We start from the raw sequence: 19425 nt of genomic DNA on the forward strand, positions 1-19425 counted from the left end.
TTCCCGCCATTCCTGCTAAATCCTAAATGATTTCCTGCCAACCTGTAAGAAGAATCATGGTAAAATATTGTTATTAAATACTTAAATCGGGCTCAGGATTTTCCATCTTAGTCTTTGAGATGTCCATCACTCTTATCTAAGTAGATGGTCTCCGACAAACTCGGGGCGATGGACAGCGACCAAATCGCGGTGCACTCAAGTTCACTGATCCCGTTTGGCCCCAACACCGGACGTTCGTGCAAGGCGCAGCGAATTCAAACTCAGAGCCCAAATCTACCGATGCTGCAGCTAGTTCGAATGGGCGTGATGAGCACAGAACGGACGTCCCCGGGTTTGATCACTCCTCCTGCCGACTCTTGAGAAGAGGCAATTATACACACGCATAAGCCACCTATGGATTTACATCTAAAGAAGCTTTCGTTGGAACGAAGGTCACTAAATTCGAGCCTGGCTTCAACTTTCCACCTGTAAACAATTGTACATGATCTAAAATTCTTTTCAGTTTTTTGCTATTAGGCCTGTCTGTACAAATCATCGCTACAAACAAGGCGAATTTTGGCTTGGAGCGTTTCTCTGCCCCTGTTTCGCCGATAACAAGGAGGAAAGAAATGTTCAAGATTTCAGCGGGTCTCGGGTGCGTATTTGCTGCGGCAATCACCGCTTCGGCGGCCCAGGCAAACGAATGCGGTGAAGTATCACTGATGCAGGCCGATTGGGGGTCAGCGCAAATTGTGACCGCGGTCTCGAAGTTTCTGATGGAGCAAGGCTATGGTTGCGAAGTGACCACGGTTCCGCTCTCGAGCAACCCTGCGCTGGCATCCGTTTCCGAGACAGGAGAGCCCGATATTCTGACTGAAATCTGGACAAACGGCGCGCCGGCTTACCAAGGGCTGGTTGACTCAGGTGCAATCATTCCTGTGACCGAAGTTCTATCAGATGGCGGTGTCGAAGGGTTCTTTGTTCCGAACTACCTTGTGGAGGAGCATCCGGAACTGGCAACAATTGAAGGCATCGCAGCCAACCCCGAACTCGTCGGAAATCGCTTTCACAACTGCCCCGAGGGATGGACCTGTCTAAATGTCAGCACCAACCTGATGAAGGCAGGCGGGCTGATTGATGCAGGCATTGAAAACTTCGTGCATGGATCAGGCGAAACCCTTGCGGCTTCGATCGCTGCCGCCTACGAAAACAAAGAGCCATGGTTCGGCTTTTATTGGGCACCAACATCGGTACTGGGCAAATACCCGATGACTCTGGTCGATATGGGCCCCCATGACCCTGAAAAGCACGCCTGCAACATCACAGCGGAATGCGCGACGCCAGAAATGAGCGCCTTCCCCCGCAGTGAAGTCGTTACAGTTCTGTCGAAAGAATTCATGGCCGAAAACGCAGCAGTGTCTGACCTGATGACAAATCTGTCCTTCACCAACGCACAGATGGGCGAAACGCTGGCATGGGTTGAAGACAACAATGCCTCCTACGATGAAGGCGCGGTGCATTTCCTAACAACCTACAAGGATGTCTGGGGGGCGTGGCTTAACGATGCTGCGCGCGACAAACTTTCCGCATTGCTGCAGTAAACTGCATGGACAGGGGCATCCTCAGCGATGCCCCTAACGCACTGAAGTTGATCGGAAAGTGGGATAAATGGCCTTCTATGACAAGTTATTCAGCGCATTGGGTTTGAGCGAATGGTGTGGCACGTCAGATGACAAAGCGCCTCTTTCGCTGGCGGACCTTGCGGCGCAAGCAGGAGGAGAAGAGGCCTCTGGGCCGCTCATTCCAATTCCCTCGTTTGATAATCTGCACGAAAGCTGCAACCGCATATGGCAGTCGCGCGATGTAACCAACGGGATCGAAGAAGGGTTTCTGGCAGCCAAACCGGTCCTGAAAACCGTTCTGGACCCGATCACACAGCCATTGAGCTGGATATTGGATGGCGCACTTTGGCTGTTTGAAGCGACGCCATGGTTCATCATGGTCCCGCTTCTGGTGGCGATTTCCTGGTACGCGTCGCGTTCGCGCCCTGTGACGATCTTCGTCGCCGTCTCGATTATGCTGCTGGCCGTCGTAGACCACTACGATGTGGCGATGCAGACTCTGTCGATCATCTTTGTATGTACGACGATATCGGTGCTGTTCGGTGTACCCATTGGCATTGCCATGTCGAAATCTGACCGATTGCAAAAAAGCGTGGTTCCGTTACTCGACCTGCTGCAGACCCTGCCGACCTTCGTGTACCTGATCCCTCTGATTTTCTTGTTCTCGGTCACGGAATCCAAACTCTACGGGATTGCAATCATCCTTTACGCGATTGTCCCTGTGATCCGCCTGACCGATCTGGGCATCCGGCTTGTCGACAGGGACGTGATTGAGGCGGCCAATGCCTTTGGCATGACAGATCGCCAGAAACTGTTGCGGGTGCAACTCCCTTTGGCGTTGCCCAATATCATGGCCGGAATAAACCAGACCATCATGATGAGCCTTGCCATGGTCGTGATCGCCTCTCTTGTTTCGGCACCCGGTCTGGGCGTGAACGTGTTGCGCGGTATCCGGAACCTTGAACTGGGTGTGGGCATCGTCGCTGGCATCGGCATCGTGCTGCTCGCAGTGATCCTTGATCGCGTGTCCAAAGCAGCTCTCACACGGGTCGATAAAACCCAAGTCAAACACTAAGGAGCCTGTTCGATGACACAACCAATGGTCAGCCTGTCCGGGCTCTATAAAATCTTTGGCACCCGCGACAAGGACGTGTTGCAGCATGTCAAAGGAGGCATGGGCAAGGAAGAATTGTTGGCACGGCACGGGCACGTATTGGGTCTCAACAACATCAACGTCGATATGCAGGCGGGCGAAATCACAGTTGTCATGGGCCTGTCAGGCTCGGGCAAATCCACGCTGATCCGCCACCTGAACCGATTGATCGAACCCACTGCGGGCGAGATCATCGTGCAGGGTGAGGATGTGATGCAACTGTCCGAGGACGGGTTGCGCCATGCTCGACAGGAAAAGATGTCGATGGTGTTCCAGAAGTTCGCGTTATTGCCGCACAAAACCGTGCTGAAGAACGCAGGCATGCCGCTCTCGGTGCGCGGCGAGGACGAGGCGACTTGCGACCGTGAAGCCGCCAAGTGGCTGGATCGCGTGGGTCTGAGCGGGTTCGAGAACCATTATCCAGCGCAATTGTCCGGTGGGATGCAACAGCGTGTGGGCATTGCCCGGGCGCTGACCGCGAACACACCGATCATGCTGATGGACGAGGCTTTCTCGGCTCTTGACCCACTGATCCGAACCGACATGCAGGACCTGCTGCTCGAGCTGCAAAAAGAGCTGCACAAGACCATCATCTTCATCACTCACGATCTAGATGAGGCGTTGAAGCTGGCCGATCACCTTGTGATCCTTAAAGACGGCTTTGTCGTGCAGCAGGGCGAGCCGCAGCATATTCTGTTGAACCCCAACGATCCTTACATCGAAGACTTCGTGAGCGACATCAACCGAGCACGGGTTCTGCGGGTCCGCTCGATCATGACCCCGCTGGACGGTGGCCAAGTGCCAGAAGATGCCCATGGCGAAGTGGACGTGAACGACACGCTCGAAAGCATGATCGCGCGGTCCGGCGGGGATACGTCACACGCCTATGTCGTCAAGGATGGGGAGAAGACAGTCGGCTCACTGGATATGACTGAACTGGTTCGCGCACTCGTCCCTCGCGTCGCATCCGAAGCAGGCGCACGTCAGTCCTGACGCGCGCTGACGACAAAGCTGGAATTCATCAGATCAGGCCCGAAATAGCCGCATGGTTGGGTCGGCTTCGATCTGTTCGAACAGCCAGTCAACAAACGTATCGAGCTTTGGGTTGGGTGCACGTTCTTTTTGCGTCGCCAGATACCAGCTGCCTGGCTCGGGCACCGAAATATCAAACGGTTTGACCAGGCGCTCCCTTTCAAGGTCACGCGTGCAAAACGGTGCTCTTGCGACGCTGATACCGTGATTTTTTAGAACAGCTTCACGGACCAGCGGGTAATTGTCGAAAACAGAGCCAAATTTCATCGTTTCGCGATCTAAGCCCGCCGCATCCAACCAGCAGTCCCAGTCATCCGGCTCATTCCATGTGTTTGGGACACTCAGCAACAGGAAATTTCTTAGCTCTTCCAGCGGCATTCCACCGCTTGCGGCTTTCAAGGCCTCCGGAGCACATACCGGGTAGATATCCGTTTCGAACAAGGGGCTATAGTCAAACCGTTTGTCAAATGGTGGCGCGTTGAACACGCCCACATCGAACCGGTGCATGTCATAATCACCGTCTTCAAAGGTAGAGACGATGCGCACGCGTGTGTCCGGATTATCCTGAAGAAAGTCTGCCAATCTGGGCTGTAACCACATTGTATTGAAACTTGCGTAGGACTGAACGAGCAACACGTCCGGTTCCTCAGGTGTCTGGATGCGCCGAGTGGCTTTGATGATTCCCTGAATGTGTTCGCGTATTGGCGGGTAATATTGCTCGCCAGCCGGTGTTAGCTCGACCGAACGGCTTGTGCGTTCCAGTAGTTTAACACCGATTGTTGTTTCTAATGCTTTGACCTGGTGGCTGACTGCCGCATGCGTCACACAAATCTCGTCAGCGGCCTTTCGGAAACTCTTGTGACGCGCCACCGCCTCAAAAGCGCGCAGTGAAACCAGCGTGGGCATGTGAGTGGTCATTGCTGCATCTCCTCTATGAAATCAATTCTGCTTACCCTCAAGCAGAGTTATCCGACGACGGGCGCGAATATAGCAGGGTATTGATACTCTTTTTCATAACCTGTCAGGGGGTAGCACGCAATTCGCGGTGCGATGTGATCGGTTAGAATTTCTTGATGAAAGGAAATTTCTTTCAATTCTTCAACTGGGTGAGAAATGCCAGATTAGCAGATAGAGATGTTATGGGATTCCACCTTCATGCCACCACTTTCACCTTCGCCAAATGCATATGGCTATCCGTTGCTGATTAAACACTTGCTGGCCGGATCCCAGCTCGCGTCAGCCAGCCAAGAGATCGTCAGCGGCACCGAAATGCGACTGAGCTACGCGGACTTGGGCAAACGCGTGCGCCAACTTGCCAATTCTTTAAAGGCGAGCGGGATACATGAGGGCATGCGCGTCGGTGTCATGGATTGGGATACGCACCGTTATCTTGAGTGTTTTTTCGCGATCCCGATGATGGGCGCGTCCCTTTTCACGATCAACGTGCGTCTGTCTCCTGCTCAGGTTCTTTATACGATCAACCATGGGCAACCGGATCTGATCATCGTGCACCGCGATTTCATGCCGCTCATTGAGGGTATCAAATCGGGCTTTGATCGGGACATCATCATCGTGCCGATTGGAGACGGAGAAGGGTATGAAGAGTGGATAGGCAAAGCCCCAGGCTGCTTTGACTTCCCGGACTTCGATGAAAACCAAACGGCAACCCTGTTTTATACGACCGGGACCACCGGCAATCCCAAGGGGGTGAGCTATTCACACCGGCAGTTGGTCCTTCACACATTGGGCTTGATCGCAGGTTTCGGCGCATGGCCCGGGAATGCCGGATTTCATCGCGGCGACGTCTACATGCCGCTGACGCCCTTGTTTCACGTCCACGGCTGGGGATTTCCATATGCCGCAACGATGCTGGGGCTGCGTCAGGTCTATCCCGGTCGATATGACCCTGACACAATCTTGCGATTGATTGCAGACGAAAACGTCACCTTTTCACACTGCGTGCCCACGGTTCTGTCAATGGTGCTCGACCATCCGGGCTGCCCACAAATTGACCTGGACAGATGGAAAGTGATCATTGGCGGGGCCGCTTTGCCGCGAGGCCTGCAGGACCGCGCCGCGGCGGCAGGCATATCCTTGCATGCGGCCTATGGGATGTCCGAAACCTGTCCGTTTCTGACGGTGGCCGATTTGTCCAGCAATGACCCCGAGATGCAGGCGCAAACCGGCTTTCCCGGCCCTCTTGTCGACCTTCGTGTTGTGACACCGGATATGCAGGACGCCCCACATGACGGCGAAACAACCGGCGAAGTTGTTGCTCGGGCGCCCTGGTTGACACAAGGCTATCTGGATAATGCGCAAGCCTCGGATGAGCTTTGGGACGGTGGGTATCTGCATACCGGGGATGTTGGGTATATCCGCGAGAATGGATCGCTGCAGATTACTGACCGCCTCAAGGATGTGATCAAGACCGGCGGCGAATGGATATCCTCACTGGCACTGGAAAACATAGCATCGTCTTGCAGCGGCGTTGAGGACGTCGCAGCAATCGGGCTGCCGCACGCGAAATGGGGCGAAAGGCCAGTGTTGGTTGCTCAAGCCGCAAAGGATGCCGACCCGGATCTTGTGCGCTTGAGAGTCATGGAAGAAATCCAGTCGCGTGTCGGTGAAGGCGAGATCTCAAAATGGGCAGTTCCAGACGAGATAATCTTTGTCGACCGCCTACCTAAAACCAGCGTCGGCAAGCTCGACAAGAAACTCGTGCGGCAAGATATTTCAACGCGCTCGGACCTAAAATCATGACAGACAAACAACGTCGTATTCAGGCGCTTATTCAATCCATTGTCACCTATCTGCAGGCTCACAGAGCTGCCACGCGCGGCGTTGATCTGACGTTGGACAAGCTGGCAGCCATGGACCTGTCCGATGAGAAGCTCATTGACTTACCTCCCCAAGGAACCCGGCACGATGAGGTACTGAAGAACGCCATCGCCGGGATTGTCGCCCCCGAATTGCAGGAAATCGCAGGTTGTCTGAAAGCGGCCAAGGATGATCTAATCTGGCGCGAAGACAACGCCCAATTCTATCCCCCTGGTGCCGAATTGGGCGAGGGATACACAAAGTGTAACCTACATACTCTGCTGATCGGGCCGGATGCATGTGGATATCACCATCTCGATTTCAACCTTGGCATTTTCATGCTGGGACCAAGGACGCTGTATCGCGACCACAACCACGACGCGCCAGAGCTGTACCTGAACCTGTCCGAGAAATCTGGTTGGCGGTTTGGCACCCGTGACTGGCAGGATTATCCGGCTGGATCACTTATCTGGAACGCGGCGGGCGATCCCCACGCCACCCGGGTCTATGACCAGCCATTCATCTCCGTCTTTGTCTGGCTCGAGAACGTGAATTCACCCTGCAACGTAATCCACTTCGACGATTGGGCAGAGATCGAACAAGATCTTGCCAAACAGTCCAATTGAGGTTTCCAAACATGATTTCCATTAAACACACCGAGGGTGTCGCTTTCATTGAGCTGAATGCCCCGCCAGTGAACGCTCTTGGTCTCAAGATGCGACAGGCGCTTTCCTCGGCCATCCACGAGTTGGACGCCGATGAACAGGTCAAAGCTATCGTTCTATGCTCGGCTCTGCCGCTCTTTTGCGGCGGCGCTGACATCGTCGAGTTCCGTACCGGGGCAGTTTGGGACAAGCCGGACCTGCCAGCCCTGTGTGAAACGATTGAAACCAGCAAAAAACCCATTATCGCCGCGATAGCAGGTCCCGCTATGGGTGGTGCGCTGGAGATCGCGCTTGCCTGTGATTACCGTGTCGCCACGCCGGATGCCGTGATGGGCCTACCTGAGATCAAACTGGGGCTGCTGCCTGGTGCCGGAGGCACCCAACGACTACCCCGGATTGCCGGTCTGGAAGCGGCAACGCAAATGATCCTCTCGGGTGATCCCGTGAAAGGCGAATATGCCCTGTCTTGTGGGCTGGTCGACGCGCTGCTTGAAAACAACCAGGATTTTCGCGCGCATGTTTTGGACTTCGCCACCCGTGTCAGCCATGAGGGCGATCCGAAACGCAGTTGCGCGGATATGACCGTCACACACCCCGATCCGAAGGGTTATCTCGCGGGTTTCCGAGACCAGATAGCGCACACGTCCAAAAACCTTGTCGCACCTGAACGATGCTTGGTATCCATCGAGGCCGCGTGCGAATTGCCGCTGGCTGAGGGGTTGGCACAAGAGAAGGCAGGTTTCGCTGAACTGCTCGACACACCTCAATCGCGCGCGGGGCGGCACCTGTTCTTTGCAGAGCGTGAATGCACCAAGGTTCCGGGAGTTACCCGTGCGGACCGACCACGTAACATTTCATCGGTCGCCGTGATCGGTGCCGGAACAATGGGGCGCGGCATTGCCATCGCCTTTCTGCAGGCGGGATATCCGGTCACGCTTCTTGAAACCACGCAAGGCGCGCTCGAACAGGGGCTGGAAAAGGTCCGGGAGCATTTTCAGCGTGCGGCTCAAAAAGGGCGGCTCAGTGCCGATCGGGCAGAGGCCATCGTATCCAACGCCACCGGGACGCTCAGCTACGGCGACCTCGCAGAGGCCGACCTGATCATTGAAGCGGCGTTTGAAAGCATGAATGTCAAACGCCAGATTTTCGAAGCGTTGGGCCAGCACGCCAAACCCGGCGCGATACTGGCCTCAAACACATCGACGTTGGATCTTGATGAAATCGCCGCGGTCACATCCCGTCCGGAGGATGTGATTGGTCTCCATTTCTTCAGCCCGGCCAATGTCATGCGCTTGCTGGAGGTGGTGCGCGGCGCCAAGACCGCTCCGGATGTCATTTCAACAGCAATCACAGTCGCAAAGAAGATCCGAAAGCTCCCTGTCACGGTTGGCGTGTGCTACGGCTTTGTTGGAAACCGGATGCTCGAGCCATACTTCCGCGAAGGTTCTCGTCTGCTTCTTGAGGGGGCGACGCCGAAACAGGTGGATGACGTCCTTGAGAACTTCGGCATGGCCATGGGCATTCACGCGATGGCAGATCTGGCCGGGGTCGATGTGGGCGCACGCGTACGCCAGGAACGGCGAAGTGAAATCGCACATGACCCGACTTACCAGGCTGTGCAGGACAAACTGTTTGAGTTGGGCCGACTGGGCCAGAAAACCGGGCGAGGAAGCTATGTCTACGACGGCCGGACACGAGTTGAAGATCCCGAGGTTGTTCAAATCAGCGCCGAGTTAGCAGACTTACATGGAGTGACGCCCCGGGACATCGACGATCAGGAAATCCTTGAGCGATCCCTCTATCCCTTAATCAACGAGGGCTTTCTCATCCTTGAAGAGGGCATTGCAACGCGCCCGGGTGATTGCGACCTGATCTGGGTCAATGGTTATGGCTTTCCAAACTGGCGCGGCGGCCCGATGCACTACGCCGACGAGATTGGATTGAGCCAGATTCTGGAACGCATGAACCACTATCGGCAGTCGCTTGGCGCCTATGGCGAGATGTGGTTCACGCCTGCGCCTTTGTTGGAAGAACTCGCAACCTCGGGCGTGACACTTACCGCGTTTTTTGATGCCAAAAAGGAAAAATCATGAGAGAAGCCGTTATCGTCTCAACCGCCCGAACCCCGATTGGGGTTGCCTTCAAGGGTGCGCTGAACAACATCAAATCCCCTACCATGATGGGGCACGCCATTCAGCACGCTGTTGAACGTGCAGGCGTGGACCCCGGTTCGATCGAAGATGTCGTCATCGGATCGGTCCTTACGGCGGGGACAGCAGGCATGAATGTCGCTCGTTTGTCGGCGCTGGCGGCGGGCCTTCCCAATACGGTGGCAGGACAGACGATCGACAGGCAATGTTCCTCCGGGTTGATGGCCATTGCGACGGCCGCAAAGCAGGTCATTGTGGATGGTCAGAATGTCGCCGTGGCAGGCGGGCAGGAAAATATTTCCACCCTGCAGAATGCCTATCTGAAATGGGCGGGCGATGAGAAAGATCCAAACGTTATCGCCCAATCTGAACATGCCTATATGCCGATGCTGATGACGGCGGAAAATGTGGCGCAGGCATATGGGATCAGTCGTGACGCCCAGGATGAATATGCTGCACTTTCCCAAGGTCGGACGGCCCGGGCTCAGGCTGCTGGCGCCTTTGATGACGAGATTGTCCCGATCACTGCGATAAAGCGGGTCAAGAATCGCGAAACCGGAGAGGAAACCCTGGAAGAAGTGACCTTGTCAAAAGACGAAGGCAACAGGCCGGGTACGACGGCCGAAACACTTGGCCAGCTGAACCCGGTTGTCGAAGGAGGCGTGATCACTGCCGGAAACGCAAGCCAGCTTTCTGACGGTGCCTCGGCGTGTGTGCTCATGGAAGGCAAAATGGCTGAGCAGCGGGGCCTCACACCGCTAGGTATCTATCGCGGCATGGCTGTTGCAGGAAACGCACCGGAAGAGATGGGGGTCGGCCCAATCTATGCCATTCCAAAGCTGCTTAAGAATGCAGGTCTTCGCATCGAAGACATCGGCCTTTGGGAGCTTAACGAAGCCTTTGCCTGCCAGGTTCTCTATTGCCGCGACCACCTTGGGATCGATCCCGAAATCTACAACGTGAACGGCGGTGCGATATCGATTGGCCACCCCTACGGCATGACAGGTGCGAGACAAGTCGGGCACGCTCTGCTTGAGGGGAGGCGTCGTGGCGTAAAATACGTGGTGACCTCCATGTGTGTTGGCGGAGGCATGGGGGCCGCAGCGTTGTTCGAAGTCGCCTGACCCCACTGAAATGAGTTCAAGCAGAGCGTTATCTGGTTGAGACATTGACATTCTGTCATCTGGGAAAGCCGCCATCTGCAAGCCTGCATTTCATGTCGACCGGAATTGGTGATACCTCCTGAGGCGTTATGACCAATGTCACGCCAACGATCCTTTCCACGGTTTCCAGCCAGTTTGTCGATGACTGGCTGGCAGCGCTGCGTGCCCTATGCCCAGAGGCGCAGATGGCGTCGCTGCTTAGCCGGTCCGGTCTGAACGCGGATACGCGCTCGCCGAATGGTCGCGTCACGCTGGATCAGATCGTTTGCCTCTATCAACTTGCCGCAGTTGAGACCGGTGATGAGATGATGGGGCTTTGGAGCAGACCCGTCCGGCCGAGGGCCCTACAACATCTTCTGACTACTGTCAGGGAAGCCACGTCTCTTGCATCGGCGCTCTACCGGTTTTCAACGTTCTGGAACTTGTTGCTGGATGATTACCAGTTTGATCTGGAGGACGCCGACAACGCGTTGGTGCTTACCCTGAAACCACAAGGCGAAGTGCCGCTTCAGCGGTTTGGGCATATGCTGATCCTCAAACTTGCCCACGGGCTCATGTCTTGGCTGGCAGGGCATGAGATTCCGGTTAAGGCCGTTGATTTCGCGTTTGATCGACCGGACTTTGATCAGGATTACGCGATTATCTTTCCTGCACCGCTGCGGTTTGGCCAACCCGCCACCGCCATCGCGTTTGATCCGAATGTAATGGGCCCTGTGCAGACTCGAAGCACAGCTGATCTTGACCGGTTTTTGCAAAACGCGCCGCGAGACTGGATTTTTACCTCTTCCCGCGAACACACCCAATCGCTGCGGGTGCGCACGTATCTGGGTCAGACAGGTTGGGATTCGGCGACCTTAACACAGACTGCATCCGCAATGCACATGACCCCGCGCACCCTGATCCGCAGGCTACACGCGGATGGCACGTCGTTTCAGGCCATAAAGGATGCCCTGCGGCGCGACATCGCAATCCGTGATCTTCAGGCGGGGCGCAAAAGCGTTGAAGCCATCGCACATGATGTCGGATTTTCGTCGGCGGCCAATTTCCACCGGGCCTTTCAACGCTGGACCGGAAGCACGCCCAGCTCATACCGCAAATCACAAACATAAGCTGCCATTTGTCACTTTTGGACAATTATCTGTCAGCGCACGAGATAGAGCTTAACGGGCTGGCTCGCTAAATCTTGCCGCATAGAAGCATTTTCAGCTGAAGTTTCGCCTTCATAGCTCATCAGTCTGGCCATCCACTATTGCCGGGTTGTGGCGTCATCTGAGAACAATCGCCATTGAAAGGATCCACCAATGTCAGACAAACTCGCCACCATACTCCAGGCCGCACGCGACCACGCCGAGCAGGTCATCCTGCCCAATGTGGACGCCTGGAACGCCACGAAGACATGGCCCCGTGATGCGTCGGACAAGGCCGGGGCCGCTGGCCTGACCGGGCTCTACGCCCCCGAAGAGTTTGGCGGCCAGGGCTTGCCACTTTCAGAGGGCATTCAGGTCTACGAACAGCTGGGGCTCGGAGATGGCGCTTATGCTTTTGCCCTGTCGATGCATAACATCTGCACCTTCGCGGGCTGCGGCTATGGCACAGATGCCTTCAAGGAAAAATGGGCACGGGATCTGACCTCGGGCCGCAAACTGGCGAACTTTGCACTGACCGAACCGCAATCCGGATCGGATGCCACAAACATGTATTCGCGAGCCGTGATCAATAACGACGGCACATGGACGATCAGCGGTGCGAAGGCATGGGTCAGCCTGGCGACCGAGGCTGATATCTATTTCACCGTGGTCAAAACCAGTGACGCACTCGGCCACAAGGATATGGCGATGATCGCCATTCCCGCCGACGCGCCGGGCCTCAGCTTTGGACCGCTCTATGATACCCCGTCCTACAGCTTCCTGCCTCTGGCCGAGATGTACATGGACAAGGTCGTGGTGAGTGGAGACAACATCATCCTGCCCATTGGCCAGGGCCTGCAAGGTTCACTCATGGCGATCGACATCGCCCGCGTCTCAATCGCGTCAGGATGTTGTGGATTGATGCAAGCCGCATTGGATACGGCGCTGTCCTATTCCAAGAACCGCAAGATGTTCGGTGGCAAGAACCTCGATCTGGACGGGATCCAGTGGATGCTGGGCGAAGTTGCGACCGATCTTGAAGCCTCGAAACTGCTTTACCGCAAGGCGGCAAAGGCCCTTGGCACGCCCGAGGGCCCACTGATGGCCGCCCATGCCAAACGGTTTGTGCCAGATGCCGCAGTGAAGGCTGCAAATACCTGCACGCAAGTGCTGGGCGGCATGGGGCTGTTGCAGCCTTATGGTCTGGATCGTTTGTCCCGTCTTGCACAAATGCTGCGGATCGTGGACGGGACGACGGAAATCAGCCGCGTGGTCATCGGGCGGGCCTTGCAGAAACGTGCGGCAAGCTTGCCTGACCTGCCAGTACCGAAAGGATTTGGTGAAACCGGCTGAACGTCCCACCCCCCGGTGAAGCGGAACCAACCTGAAAATCTCCTCACTGATCGGTAAAATCGAAAGATCGGCCGCACACGTGCGGCCGGTTACTCGAGATTGCAGACCTTGGTGCAAACGCAGCGAATTCACCCTTTGTCCCGCTCACCTGCTTTTTGCCACCTCGTTCTGAACGTCCGGAATGCGCGGCTAGCGGCCCGCTGCATGAGCGAACACTTAGGCGATGTCGAATGTCTGATAAGGGCTCTAACCGCAAGTTGGTGCAAGCCGCAGAGAAGGTCCGGTGCGAGCCCATTTTGACCGATGCTGCAAGGCGCACGAACGTCTACTATGGGACAAGCAATGCAATAGCGCTGGCCGGAGGCGATAATGCGAAGTACAATGTGGCGACGGATTGATGTCGTAGGCCCAGAAGCCTGTTCGGCTAACGGTAACGGAACTTCTCGCGCAACCTCGTGCATGGCTGTCTACGTAGTTGAAAATTCTCCCGTCAGAACAGCTTATTCCGTGACCAGTAATGTCGAACGGTTGCTGGGTGATCGCGGTCGGTTATGATGCCGATTGGTTCAGAGACGCGTTGAAAGTCAGAGGGACAAGCGTGTGCATCCCAGGCTGCAATCGGATCGAGATCATGTTTAGCAGATTGAAGGACGGGCGCCGTGTGGGGACGCGGTACGACAGGTGTCCCAAGGTTTTCTTCTCAGCAATCGCTCTCGCTGCTTTGATCACCAATTGGCTATGAGCCCTGAGCCTAGTCTTTCAGGTCGTCGCGTTGCCAATATCTCCTGACTCTTGGTCCCCTAGCTGCGCACATAAAGGTATTAGAAGTCATTGATTATGATTGACTATCTCGACAACACGTGAAAATTGCTTAAGGAGAAGATCCTGACATAACCTCTGCCATAGGTTGTCAGTAAAACGAGAGGGTCGATTATATGAGATTTGGAGCTTTGATCCCCGCTACTGCTTTGCTTACAGGCACATTCATGGCGTCAACCGGGATAGCTGAAAACAGCATCGTTGAGACCCCTGCGCCGAGCAACCTTGCTGTGTGTCTGGGTGAGCAACATATGACTGTGCCGTTGGTACCACAGTTGCAGATCATACAGCCCGATGGATCGTTGAAAGATTTTCGATCCATGGATCGAATGACACCGGAACAACTCCAGAAGATTTTCGATGAAGCGCCGTTGAAGGCCAAAGCCATTGTTTTTGGCCCTTACGGAAGGCAGCCACCTCTGCTGGACACACTCCTTGGTCAGAAATCGCCTTACAAAATTCGCGAGCTCAGGCTCTACGCTGGGATATGGGAGGATTTCGAAAGTTGGATGGGGACCCATCCAAAGAACAGAAAGCTTCAATCCGGCACCAAGCTTTTTGTTCCTAAAGATGCAAAGTTGTTTGGTTCGCCTGTCAAGGCATCTTGCGACCAAGGCCTAGTACTCGATAGCGAAGACCCAACGAGGCGAAGCTGCCTACTGACGGGGTTACGCCAAAACAATTCGATGGTTTCCGTAGCCTTCAATACAGCGTCCGATTTAGACGGTCACTGGCCTACTTCTGTTGCGAGTTGGGAAACATTGGGTATGAGCGAGTGGTCTAGGCCCTTGTTAGAGCTCGAAAAAGCAATCCAAAATCTTGAAATCAAAGAAGCTGATAAAAACATATGCAACTAAATCAAGAGCAACTTACATTTCTCAAAGCGGTGATAGACGGCGAGTTTTCCAGCAATGTTCTTTTTGAAGGCACGCCTGACGAAATACTCAAGGCAGATTATGTCGCAAGAAATATTCCCAGCCGCGATCTTCATGCAAACCGAAGCGGGCATTGAGCAGGTGGCCACTGAGCCGACATTCGCCGCGATTGCAGCAACTGTCGTTGCTAACGGCGGCTTTGCGCAGAAAGCTGACTTTGCAAAGTTACCGTTCAAAGTTTCGCTTGCCTAATTTGACCGGCCCAGATGGTCGGAGGCTCTTCGTGGAAGTGCGGCGCTTTAGATTGTTGGCCTATTTGAAGTAAATTTGGGTACGGAGCATTGTTGGGCTACATCAGCCAACGTAAGCGCCAGGGATTAAAGGCAATACGAAATCCAATTTTCCAGATGACAATTGACGAACTATTGGTCGATTAATCTCATTACCCGAGCAAAACCTACCCAGCGAGCTTCAGCGCTGCTTTCGTTTGACCGAAATAATGCACCCAGAGTGTTTTGGATGACGAGCAGGTACATCCCGGGCCATTGCGTCCACGTTTCCGAGGTGCCGCAATGCTCCGTTGTTCAGTAACACGCCCCGCCCAGCGTCATACCGGCGCTGTCCAAATCCGCTGGCAACGCATTCCCAGTTTTCCTTGGCCGCCGCGTTGCGGAATCTCGGTAGGTCGTGCGGGTCATGCCGTCCAGGTGTTGCTGCGACGTGATCGTGTTTCTTTGAATTACGTTGGTGGGTTAAATGGTGGGTCACTTGTGTTGTGCCAGGTTGCTGAACAGTACCGGTTGTCGGCCTCGGCTTTGGGCGCATGATTGTCACGACGCCTTGTGGCTTCGGATGTCCTGGGACGGCCACGTGAGTTGCCGTAGGTTTTGGTGTCAACTGTGGAACCTGGCCAGGAACCGCGGTGGGAACCTGATTGGGGGTTGCGGTTGGGACAAGCGGTGGCGTCGCTGTAGTGCCGCTGGGTTGCGGAACACGACCTGGCACTGCGACTGGTATTTGGTTGGGTATTGCTGTTGGCACAAGGGGCGGCACAGCCGTCGGGCCAGTAACTTGAGGCGGAACCTGGCCAGGGATAGCTATCGGAACTTGATTGGGAGTTGCAGTCGGAACTTGCGGCGGCACCGCGGTAGGACCGGTAGCCAATGAGGGAACCTGATTTGGAACAGCTGTCGGAACCCGGTTTGGTGTCGCGTTTGGTGTCAAAGGCGGAACTAGGGTCGGCGCTAGGACCGGCGTGGGAACCTGACCTGGAACCGCTATTGGTGTCGCAATAGGAACCTGACCGGGAATTGCGTTCGGGACCGCGCCCGGCGCAAGGACTGGAACAGTAACTGATGTGGGCGTTTGCTGTGTTCCTTTAGGCGGCAACTGATTTGCCACCGGCTGCGTTGGGCCGGTAATTTGATTGCCTGCCCCTTGCCCACCGGCCTGCCCACATCCTTGGCTCGACTGGTGCGGATTCCCTACGCCACGGCACCACCCAAAATGATTTCCCTGCGCGACGACCTGCGTAGCGGCCAGCTCTGCGCCCAAACAAGCTGCGGTAAGTAAAACAATGCAGTTCCGTTTCATAACATCCTCACCAACTTGTTGTCAGAGCAAGATACGCGCCAGGATCGCCTGAGTCGGTCAAAGGGCCATCTCTCAAAGGGACACCGACATATCCGGACAGGAATAGGTTTTGCTTAAACTCAATGTCCAAACCCAGACCTGTCGATGCCAGTGTAGCATTATCAACTTCAAAACTCGCTGGGTCATTGTTCGAGATGTAACCCACGTCGAAAAAGACAAAAGGCGTTAAGCGATGAATGCTTTGGGAACTTGGAAAGTAGGAGTGCGACACTTCGAAAATCGCGGAAATCCCGGAATCACCGTCTACTTCGTCGAAACGATATCCGCGCAAAGCATAACGATCACCAAGGAAGTACTCCTCGACCGAGGGCAGCCGGTCGGTTGTGAACTGGCCCCAGATCTCGGTGCGCCAAGCTGTGTTGGGTGCCAAAGCCGTTAGTGGGCTTTCGTATCCGATGCCGCCCCGCAGATGCCAGAACGAAGAGTCTCCGTCGTCAAAATTTGCGTCTGTCGTGTCATTGTCATTGTCACCAAAAGATAAGGTTAGCCCCGCTTCCAGAGCTTGCCCTTTTGGATAGTTTTGCCCGTAAAGATACGTAAGACCAACAACGCTCGCGTCACTGGACAATGGAACGCCGCCACTGACTGAGTCCGCTTTTGAAAGGCGATAATCCAGCAGAAAATATCCATATCGGGCTACATCGCGGATCACGGGGTAACCCATCGCGACGGTGAAGTTCTCGCCGTCAATATCCGTTCTTGCAAAATCCCCCGAGAGGTCACGTTTTGCGTTTATGTTGCCGTAGAAAATCTCACCGTAGAGACCATTGCTGTTCAGCGGCGTGCGATAGGTAACAGCGCCCCACAAAGAGTGTTCGTCGTCTTTGTCCCAATTGTAATTGCCTGATCCCTCAAAGCGCAGTAAATCCCCGACGGTCAGCGTCGAATAAAACTCTTGTACGACATAGAAGCTGAGCGCTTCTCCAAGCTCACGCGGAGGGTTGTCGAGTGTCGCACTCCCGGCTTGTTTGCGCAGAGGCTCTCCCAATACTCTCAGCCTAGCACCTGCCTGATCCGGATAATCAAGTTCGGTCGACAATTCCAAATCAGGTATGTCCTCAGCCAACATAACCGCCCGCTCAAATTGTTTGAGAGTTATTGGATATGCGGTGGTGAGGGGGCGAAAGATCTTTTCCAAGGTTTGGAACGTGCGCGTATCTACACCTTCAATTTCGATGGTTTGAATACGCCCTTCATCAACAACAATGCTCTGCCCATCGGGGCCAGGCCAGGCCTCAGCCAAAAAATAGCCGTCTTCTCGGTAGATCTGCGTGATCGTTGATGCGACCTCCACCGCTGTGATGCGCCCTGACCGATCAAAGGCCAACTGACCGGCAAAAGTTAACAGCTCATCTGAATCATACACCGTTACGCCGCTGACAGAGTGCTGTGATGCTATGTCCCAAGTTTGTGCAATGCTGTATTTTGGAACTGAAACAATGGCCACAAAAGTGCAAATGATCGCAATTACAACCGAGTTGGTTACGGGCATTTTCTACAACCTTAGCATGATTGAGCATGTTAAAACCCAAACCTATTACGAGGTTTGAATGTCTAAGCTTGCCGTTATTCAAATTTGATCACGACTGGTGCTTTCGAGATACACAGCAAACAGACTACAATGCGCCTTCGTCGCCAAGGAACTCGATACCAGCTGTCGCGCCATCACTGTAGGCAATGCAATTCCACGGAGCGCGATCCGCACCTACGCCGACAGTAACTTGTGTTCCCGCCTCGCTAAACGCAGATGAGAGCACCACGACTTGCGAATTGTTCGTCGCGTTGGCTACATCCCGTAAACATGCCTGCTGAGCGGGCGTGAGCTCGGCGGACGCGCTGGACGTACTCGTGTCGTCGCAGGCTGCAAGCAATGCGAAACATGTCATGCCTGCAATCATAACCTTCTTGTTAGTCATTTTTTTCTCCCTCAGGTTCCTTTGAAATTAGTGAAATTGGATGCGCATGTTTGAAGCTTTTGCGTCTGTGCAGCCAACAGAACACACCTCGATCCTTTGACTACCTTTCCCAAAAACTTGCCGCGGGGGGCTTGTGGGGCAGAACGACATTACGTTGACTACCGAGGCCGCCAACAACGCGTGATGGCCGTATGACGTCACTGGTAAAAGCTAGAGCGAACTTGGGAGAGAGGGCGAGTACGTTAAGTCTGAGCATCGTGTTCTCCCAAGCCAGATTATTGTGAAGTGCCTTCCGACCGCCGGCACTCACTCCAGCAGTCGGAAGGGCCCGGTAGATCGGGCGACAGCGACAACAACGGAGGTAAAAAAAGTTGTGTCGAATTCGTATGTTCGAATATATTTTTTCATAAATCAACATTTTTTCCGCGCGTAAACTTCTTTACGCTCTCGTACGATAGGCTTCTGCTTTCAAACAAAAAGGTAAGTGGGAGTACCCAGAGGGGAGAGTGTGTTCTCCTGAGCGGCGAAATGTTTTGAGACCGCACAGAAACTGAGAAAGGAATGAAAGATGGGATTCGGTGAAGCAGTTAAAACGTGTTTCTCGAAATACTTCCAGTTCTCCGGGCGGGCTATACGCACAGAATACTGGTGGTTCTTCTTGTTTGTGGTTCTCGTAAGTGCCGTTTTTGCCGGGTTGGATTCGATCCTGTTCGGGACAAACCCCGAAACAGGCCAAGGATCTCGGGTTCTGTCCTCTGTTTTTCAACTGGCCGTTCTCATACCAATGCTAGCCGCCGGTTGGCGGAGGCTGCATGATACAGGACGACCTGGTTGGTACTTGCTGCTGCCGATGGTGCTCAGCATTACAACGCTTTTTGTTATGCTGGGTGGGGTGGCGTTCTTTTCGGTATTGGAGCAAGGGACCGAAAACCCCGATGCATTGCGAGGACCCGCGGCAGTCCTGGGCTTGACCGGTATTGTCGTTGTCTCAATTCTGCAATTCGTTCTGTCGATTCTGATGATCTGGTGGCTGACACGACCTTCCCAAGAAGGCGCAAACGAATACGGCGCACCTGCTTCCTGACCTCGCTGTGGGGGCAA

General features: G+C 54.6%; 16 protein-coding genes and 1 pseudogene. 14 read left to right on the forward strand and 3 right to left on the reverse strand.

Annotated features, from left to right (window positions below):
- Positions 1–608: 608 nt before the first annotated feature.
- The 3 genes from AC2FJ5_RS08265 (at position 609) to AC2FJ5_RS08275 (ending at position 3747) form a co-directional block, all read left to right on the forward strand.
- A complete protein-coding gene (locus tag AC2FJ5_RS08265; protein WP_058274113.1) occupies positions 609–1580 on the forward strand; it encodes an ABC transporter substrate-binding protein in 972 nt (323 codons plus the stop codon).
- Positions 1581–1647: 67 nt separating this feature from the next.
- Positions 1648–2676 (forward strand): ABC transporter permease, encoded by a 1029-nt coding sequence (locus AC2FJ5_RS08270; RefSeq protein WP_271952652.1) that lies wholly within the window; start codon positions 1648–1650, stop codon positions 2674–2676.
- 12 nt (positions 2677–2688) lie between these two features.
- Entirely contained in the window at positions 2689–3747 is a 1059-nt protein-coding gene (locus tag AC2FJ5_RS08275) for a quaternary amine ABC transporter ATP-binding protein (RefSeq protein WP_074738238.1), read from the forward strand.
- Between the two features lie 33 nt (positions 3748–3780).
- Here the strand turns inward: AC2FJ5_RS08275 and AC2FJ5_RS08280 are convergent, their stop codons facing one another.
- Positions 3781–4704, reverse strand: a complete 924-nt coding sequence (locus tag AC2FJ5_RS08280) for a LysR substrate-binding domain-containing protein (protein WP_074738240.1) — start codon at positions 4702–4704, stop codon at positions 3781–3783.
- Positions 4705–4941: 237 nt separating this feature from the next.
- On the opposite strand from AC2FJ5_RS08280, the gene AC2FJ5_RS08285 reads away from it, so the two are divergent.
- The 10 genes and pseudogenes from AC2FJ5_RS08285 (at position 4942) to AC2FJ5_RS08330 (ending at position 15007) form a co-directional block, all read left to right on the forward strand.
- A complete protein-coding gene (locus tag AC2FJ5_RS08285) occupies positions 4942–6546 on the forward strand; it encodes a fatty acid--CoA ligase (RefSeq protein ID WP_496793053.1) in 1605 nt (534 codons plus the stop codon).
- The gene (locus AC2FJ5_RS08290) at positions 6543–7229 is read left to right on the forward strand and encodes a dimethylsulfonioproprionate lyase family protein (RefSeq protein WP_496793055.1); all 687 of its coding nucleotides are present in this window, start codon (positions 6543–6545) and stop codon (positions 7227–7229) included. The genes AC2FJ5_RS08285 and AC2FJ5_RS08290 overlap by 4 nt, the downstream gene beginning before the upstream one ends.
- An 11-nt stretch (positions 7230–7240) precedes the next feature.
- Positions 7241–9361 carry a 3-hydroxyacyl-CoA dehydrogenase NAD-binding domain-containing protein gene (locus AC2FJ5_RS08295; protein ID WP_496793056.1) on the forward strand — a complete coding sequence of 707 codons (2121 nt, stop codon included), beginning with the start codon at positions 7241–7243 and terminating at the stop codon, positions 9359–9361.
- Positions 9358–10542 carry an acetyl-CoA C-acyltransferase gene (locus AC2FJ5_RS08300; protein ID WP_496793057.1) on the forward strand — a complete coding sequence of 395 codons (1185 nt, stop codon included), beginning with the start codon at positions 9358–9360 and terminating at the stop codon, positions 10540–10542. The genes AC2FJ5_RS08295 and AC2FJ5_RS08300 overlap by 4 nt, the downstream gene beginning before the upstream one ends.
- A 128-nt stretch (positions 10543–10670) precedes the next feature.
- Entirely contained in the window at positions 10671–11690 is a 1020-nt protein-coding gene (locus tag AC2FJ5_RS08305) for an AraC family transcriptional regulator (protein WP_496793058.1), read from the forward strand.
- Positions 11691–11882: 192 nt separating this feature from the next.
- On the forward strand, positions 11883–13061 hold the full coding sequence (locus AC2FJ5_RS08310) for an acyl-CoA dehydrogenase family protein (protein WP_496793060.1): 1179 nt from the start codon (positions 11883–11885) through the stop codon (positions 13059–13061).
- Between the two features lie 230 nt (positions 13062–13291).
- On the forward strand, positions 13292–13459 hold the full coding sequence (locus AC2FJ5_RS08315; protein WP_496793061.1) for a hypothetical protein: 168 nt from the start codon (positions 13292–13294) through the stop codon (positions 13457–13459).
- Positions 13460–13593: 134 nt separating this feature from the next.
- Positions 13594–13803 (forward strand): annotated as a pseudogene (locus AC2FJ5_RS08320) (IS5/IS1182 family transposase); the annotation flags it as partial.
- A gap of 244 nt (positions 13804–14047) precedes the next feature.
- On the forward strand, positions 14048–14737 hold the full coding sequence (locus AC2FJ5_RS08325) for a hypothetical protein (RefSeq protein WP_496793062.1): 690 nt from the start codon (positions 14048–14050) through the stop codon (positions 14735–14737).
- 54 nt (positions 14738–14791) lie between these two features.
- Positions 14792–15007, forward strand: a complete 216-nt coding sequence (locus AC2FJ5_RS08330; RefSeq protein ID WP_496793064.1) for a hypothetical protein — start codon at positions 14792–14794, stop codon at positions 15005–15007.
- Between the two features lie 1348 nt (positions 15008–16355).
- Here AC2FJ5_RS08330 and AC2FJ5_RS08335 read toward each other — a convergent pair.
- Entirely contained in the window at positions 16356–17855 is a 1500-nt protein-coding gene (locus AC2FJ5_RS08335) for a ShlB/FhaC/HecB family hemolysin secretion/activation protein (RefSeq protein WP_496793065.1), read from the reverse strand.
- A gap of 169 nt (positions 17856–18024) precedes the next feature.
- Complete coding sequence (locus AC2FJ5_RS08340; protein WP_496793066.1) at positions 18025–18324, reverse strand: hypothetical protein; 300 nt, start codon at positions 18322–18324, stop codon at positions 18025–18027.
- Between the two features lie 568 nt (positions 18325–18892).
- Between AC2FJ5_RS08340 and AC2FJ5_RS08345 the strand changes: the two genes are divergently transcribed.
- Positions 18893–19408 (forward strand): DUF805 domain-containing protein, encoded by a 516-nt coding sequence (locus AC2FJ5_RS08345; protein WP_496793068.1) that lies wholly within the window; start codon positions 18893–18895, stop codon positions 19406–19408.
- Positions 19409–19425 lie beyond the last annotated feature (17 nt).

Source organism: Ruegeria sp. CDSA221 (genome assembly GCF_059611825.1).

Coding starts and splice junctions, on each gene's coding strand:
- AC2FJ5_RS08325 (WP_496793062.1), top strand. CDS start 14,048: ATGGCGTCAACCGGGATAGCTGAAAACAGCATCGTTGAGACCCCTGCG.
- AC2FJ5_RS08290 (WP_496793055.1), top strand. CDS start 6,543: ATGACAGACAAACAACGTCGTATTCAGGCGCTTATTCAATCCATTGTC.
- AC2FJ5_RS08340 (WP_496793066.1), bottom strand. CDS start 18,324: ATGACTAACAAGAAGGTTATGATTGCAGGCATGACATGTTTCGCATTG.
- AC2FJ5_RS08285 (WP_496793053.1), top strand. CDS start 4,942: ATGCCACCACTTTCACCTTCGCCAAATGCATATGGCTATCCGTTGCTG.
- AC2FJ5_RS08270 (WP_271952652.1), top strand. CDS start 1,648: ATGGCCTTCTATGACAAGTTATTCAGCGCATTGGGTTTGAGCGAATGG.
- AC2FJ5_RS08345 (WP_496793068.1), top strand. CDS start 18,893: ATGGGATTCGGTGAAGCAGTTAAAACGTGTTTCTCGAAATACTTCCAG.
- AC2FJ5_RS08315 (WP_496793061.1), top strand. CDS start 13,292: ATGTCTGATAAGGGCTCTAACCGCAAGTTGGTGCAAGCCGCAGAGAAG.
- AC2FJ5_RS08305 (WP_496793058.1), top strand. CDS start 10,671: ATGACCAATGTCACGCCAACGATCCTTTCCACGGTTTCCAGCCAGTTT.
- AC2FJ5_RS08295 (WP_496793056.1), top strand. CDS start 7,241: ATGATTTCCATTAAACACACCGAGGGTGTCGCTTTCATTGAGCTGAAT.
- AC2FJ5_RS08300 (WP_496793057.1), top strand. CDS start 9,358: ATGAGAGAAGCCGTTATCGTCTCAACCGCCCGAACCCCGATTGGGGTT.
- AC2FJ5_RS08265 (WP_058274113.1), top strand. CDS start 609: ATGTTCAAGATTTCAGCGGGTCTCGGGTGCGTATTTGCTGCGGCAATC.
- AC2FJ5_RS08330 (WP_496793064.1), top strand. CDS start 14,792: ATGTTCTTTTTGAAGGCACGCCTGACGAAATACTCAAGGCAGATTATG.
- AC2FJ5_RS08310 (WP_496793060.1), top strand. CDS start 11,883: ATGTCAGACAAACTCGCCACCATACTCCAGGCCGCACGCGACCACGCC.
- AC2FJ5_RS08275 (WP_074738238.1), top strand. CDS start 2,689: ATGACACAACCAATGGTCAGCCTGTCCGGGCTCTATAAAATCTTTGGC.
- AC2FJ5_RS08280 (WP_074738240.1), bottom strand. CDS start 4,704: ATGACCACTCACATGCCCACGCTGGTTTCACTGCGCGCTTTTGAGGCG.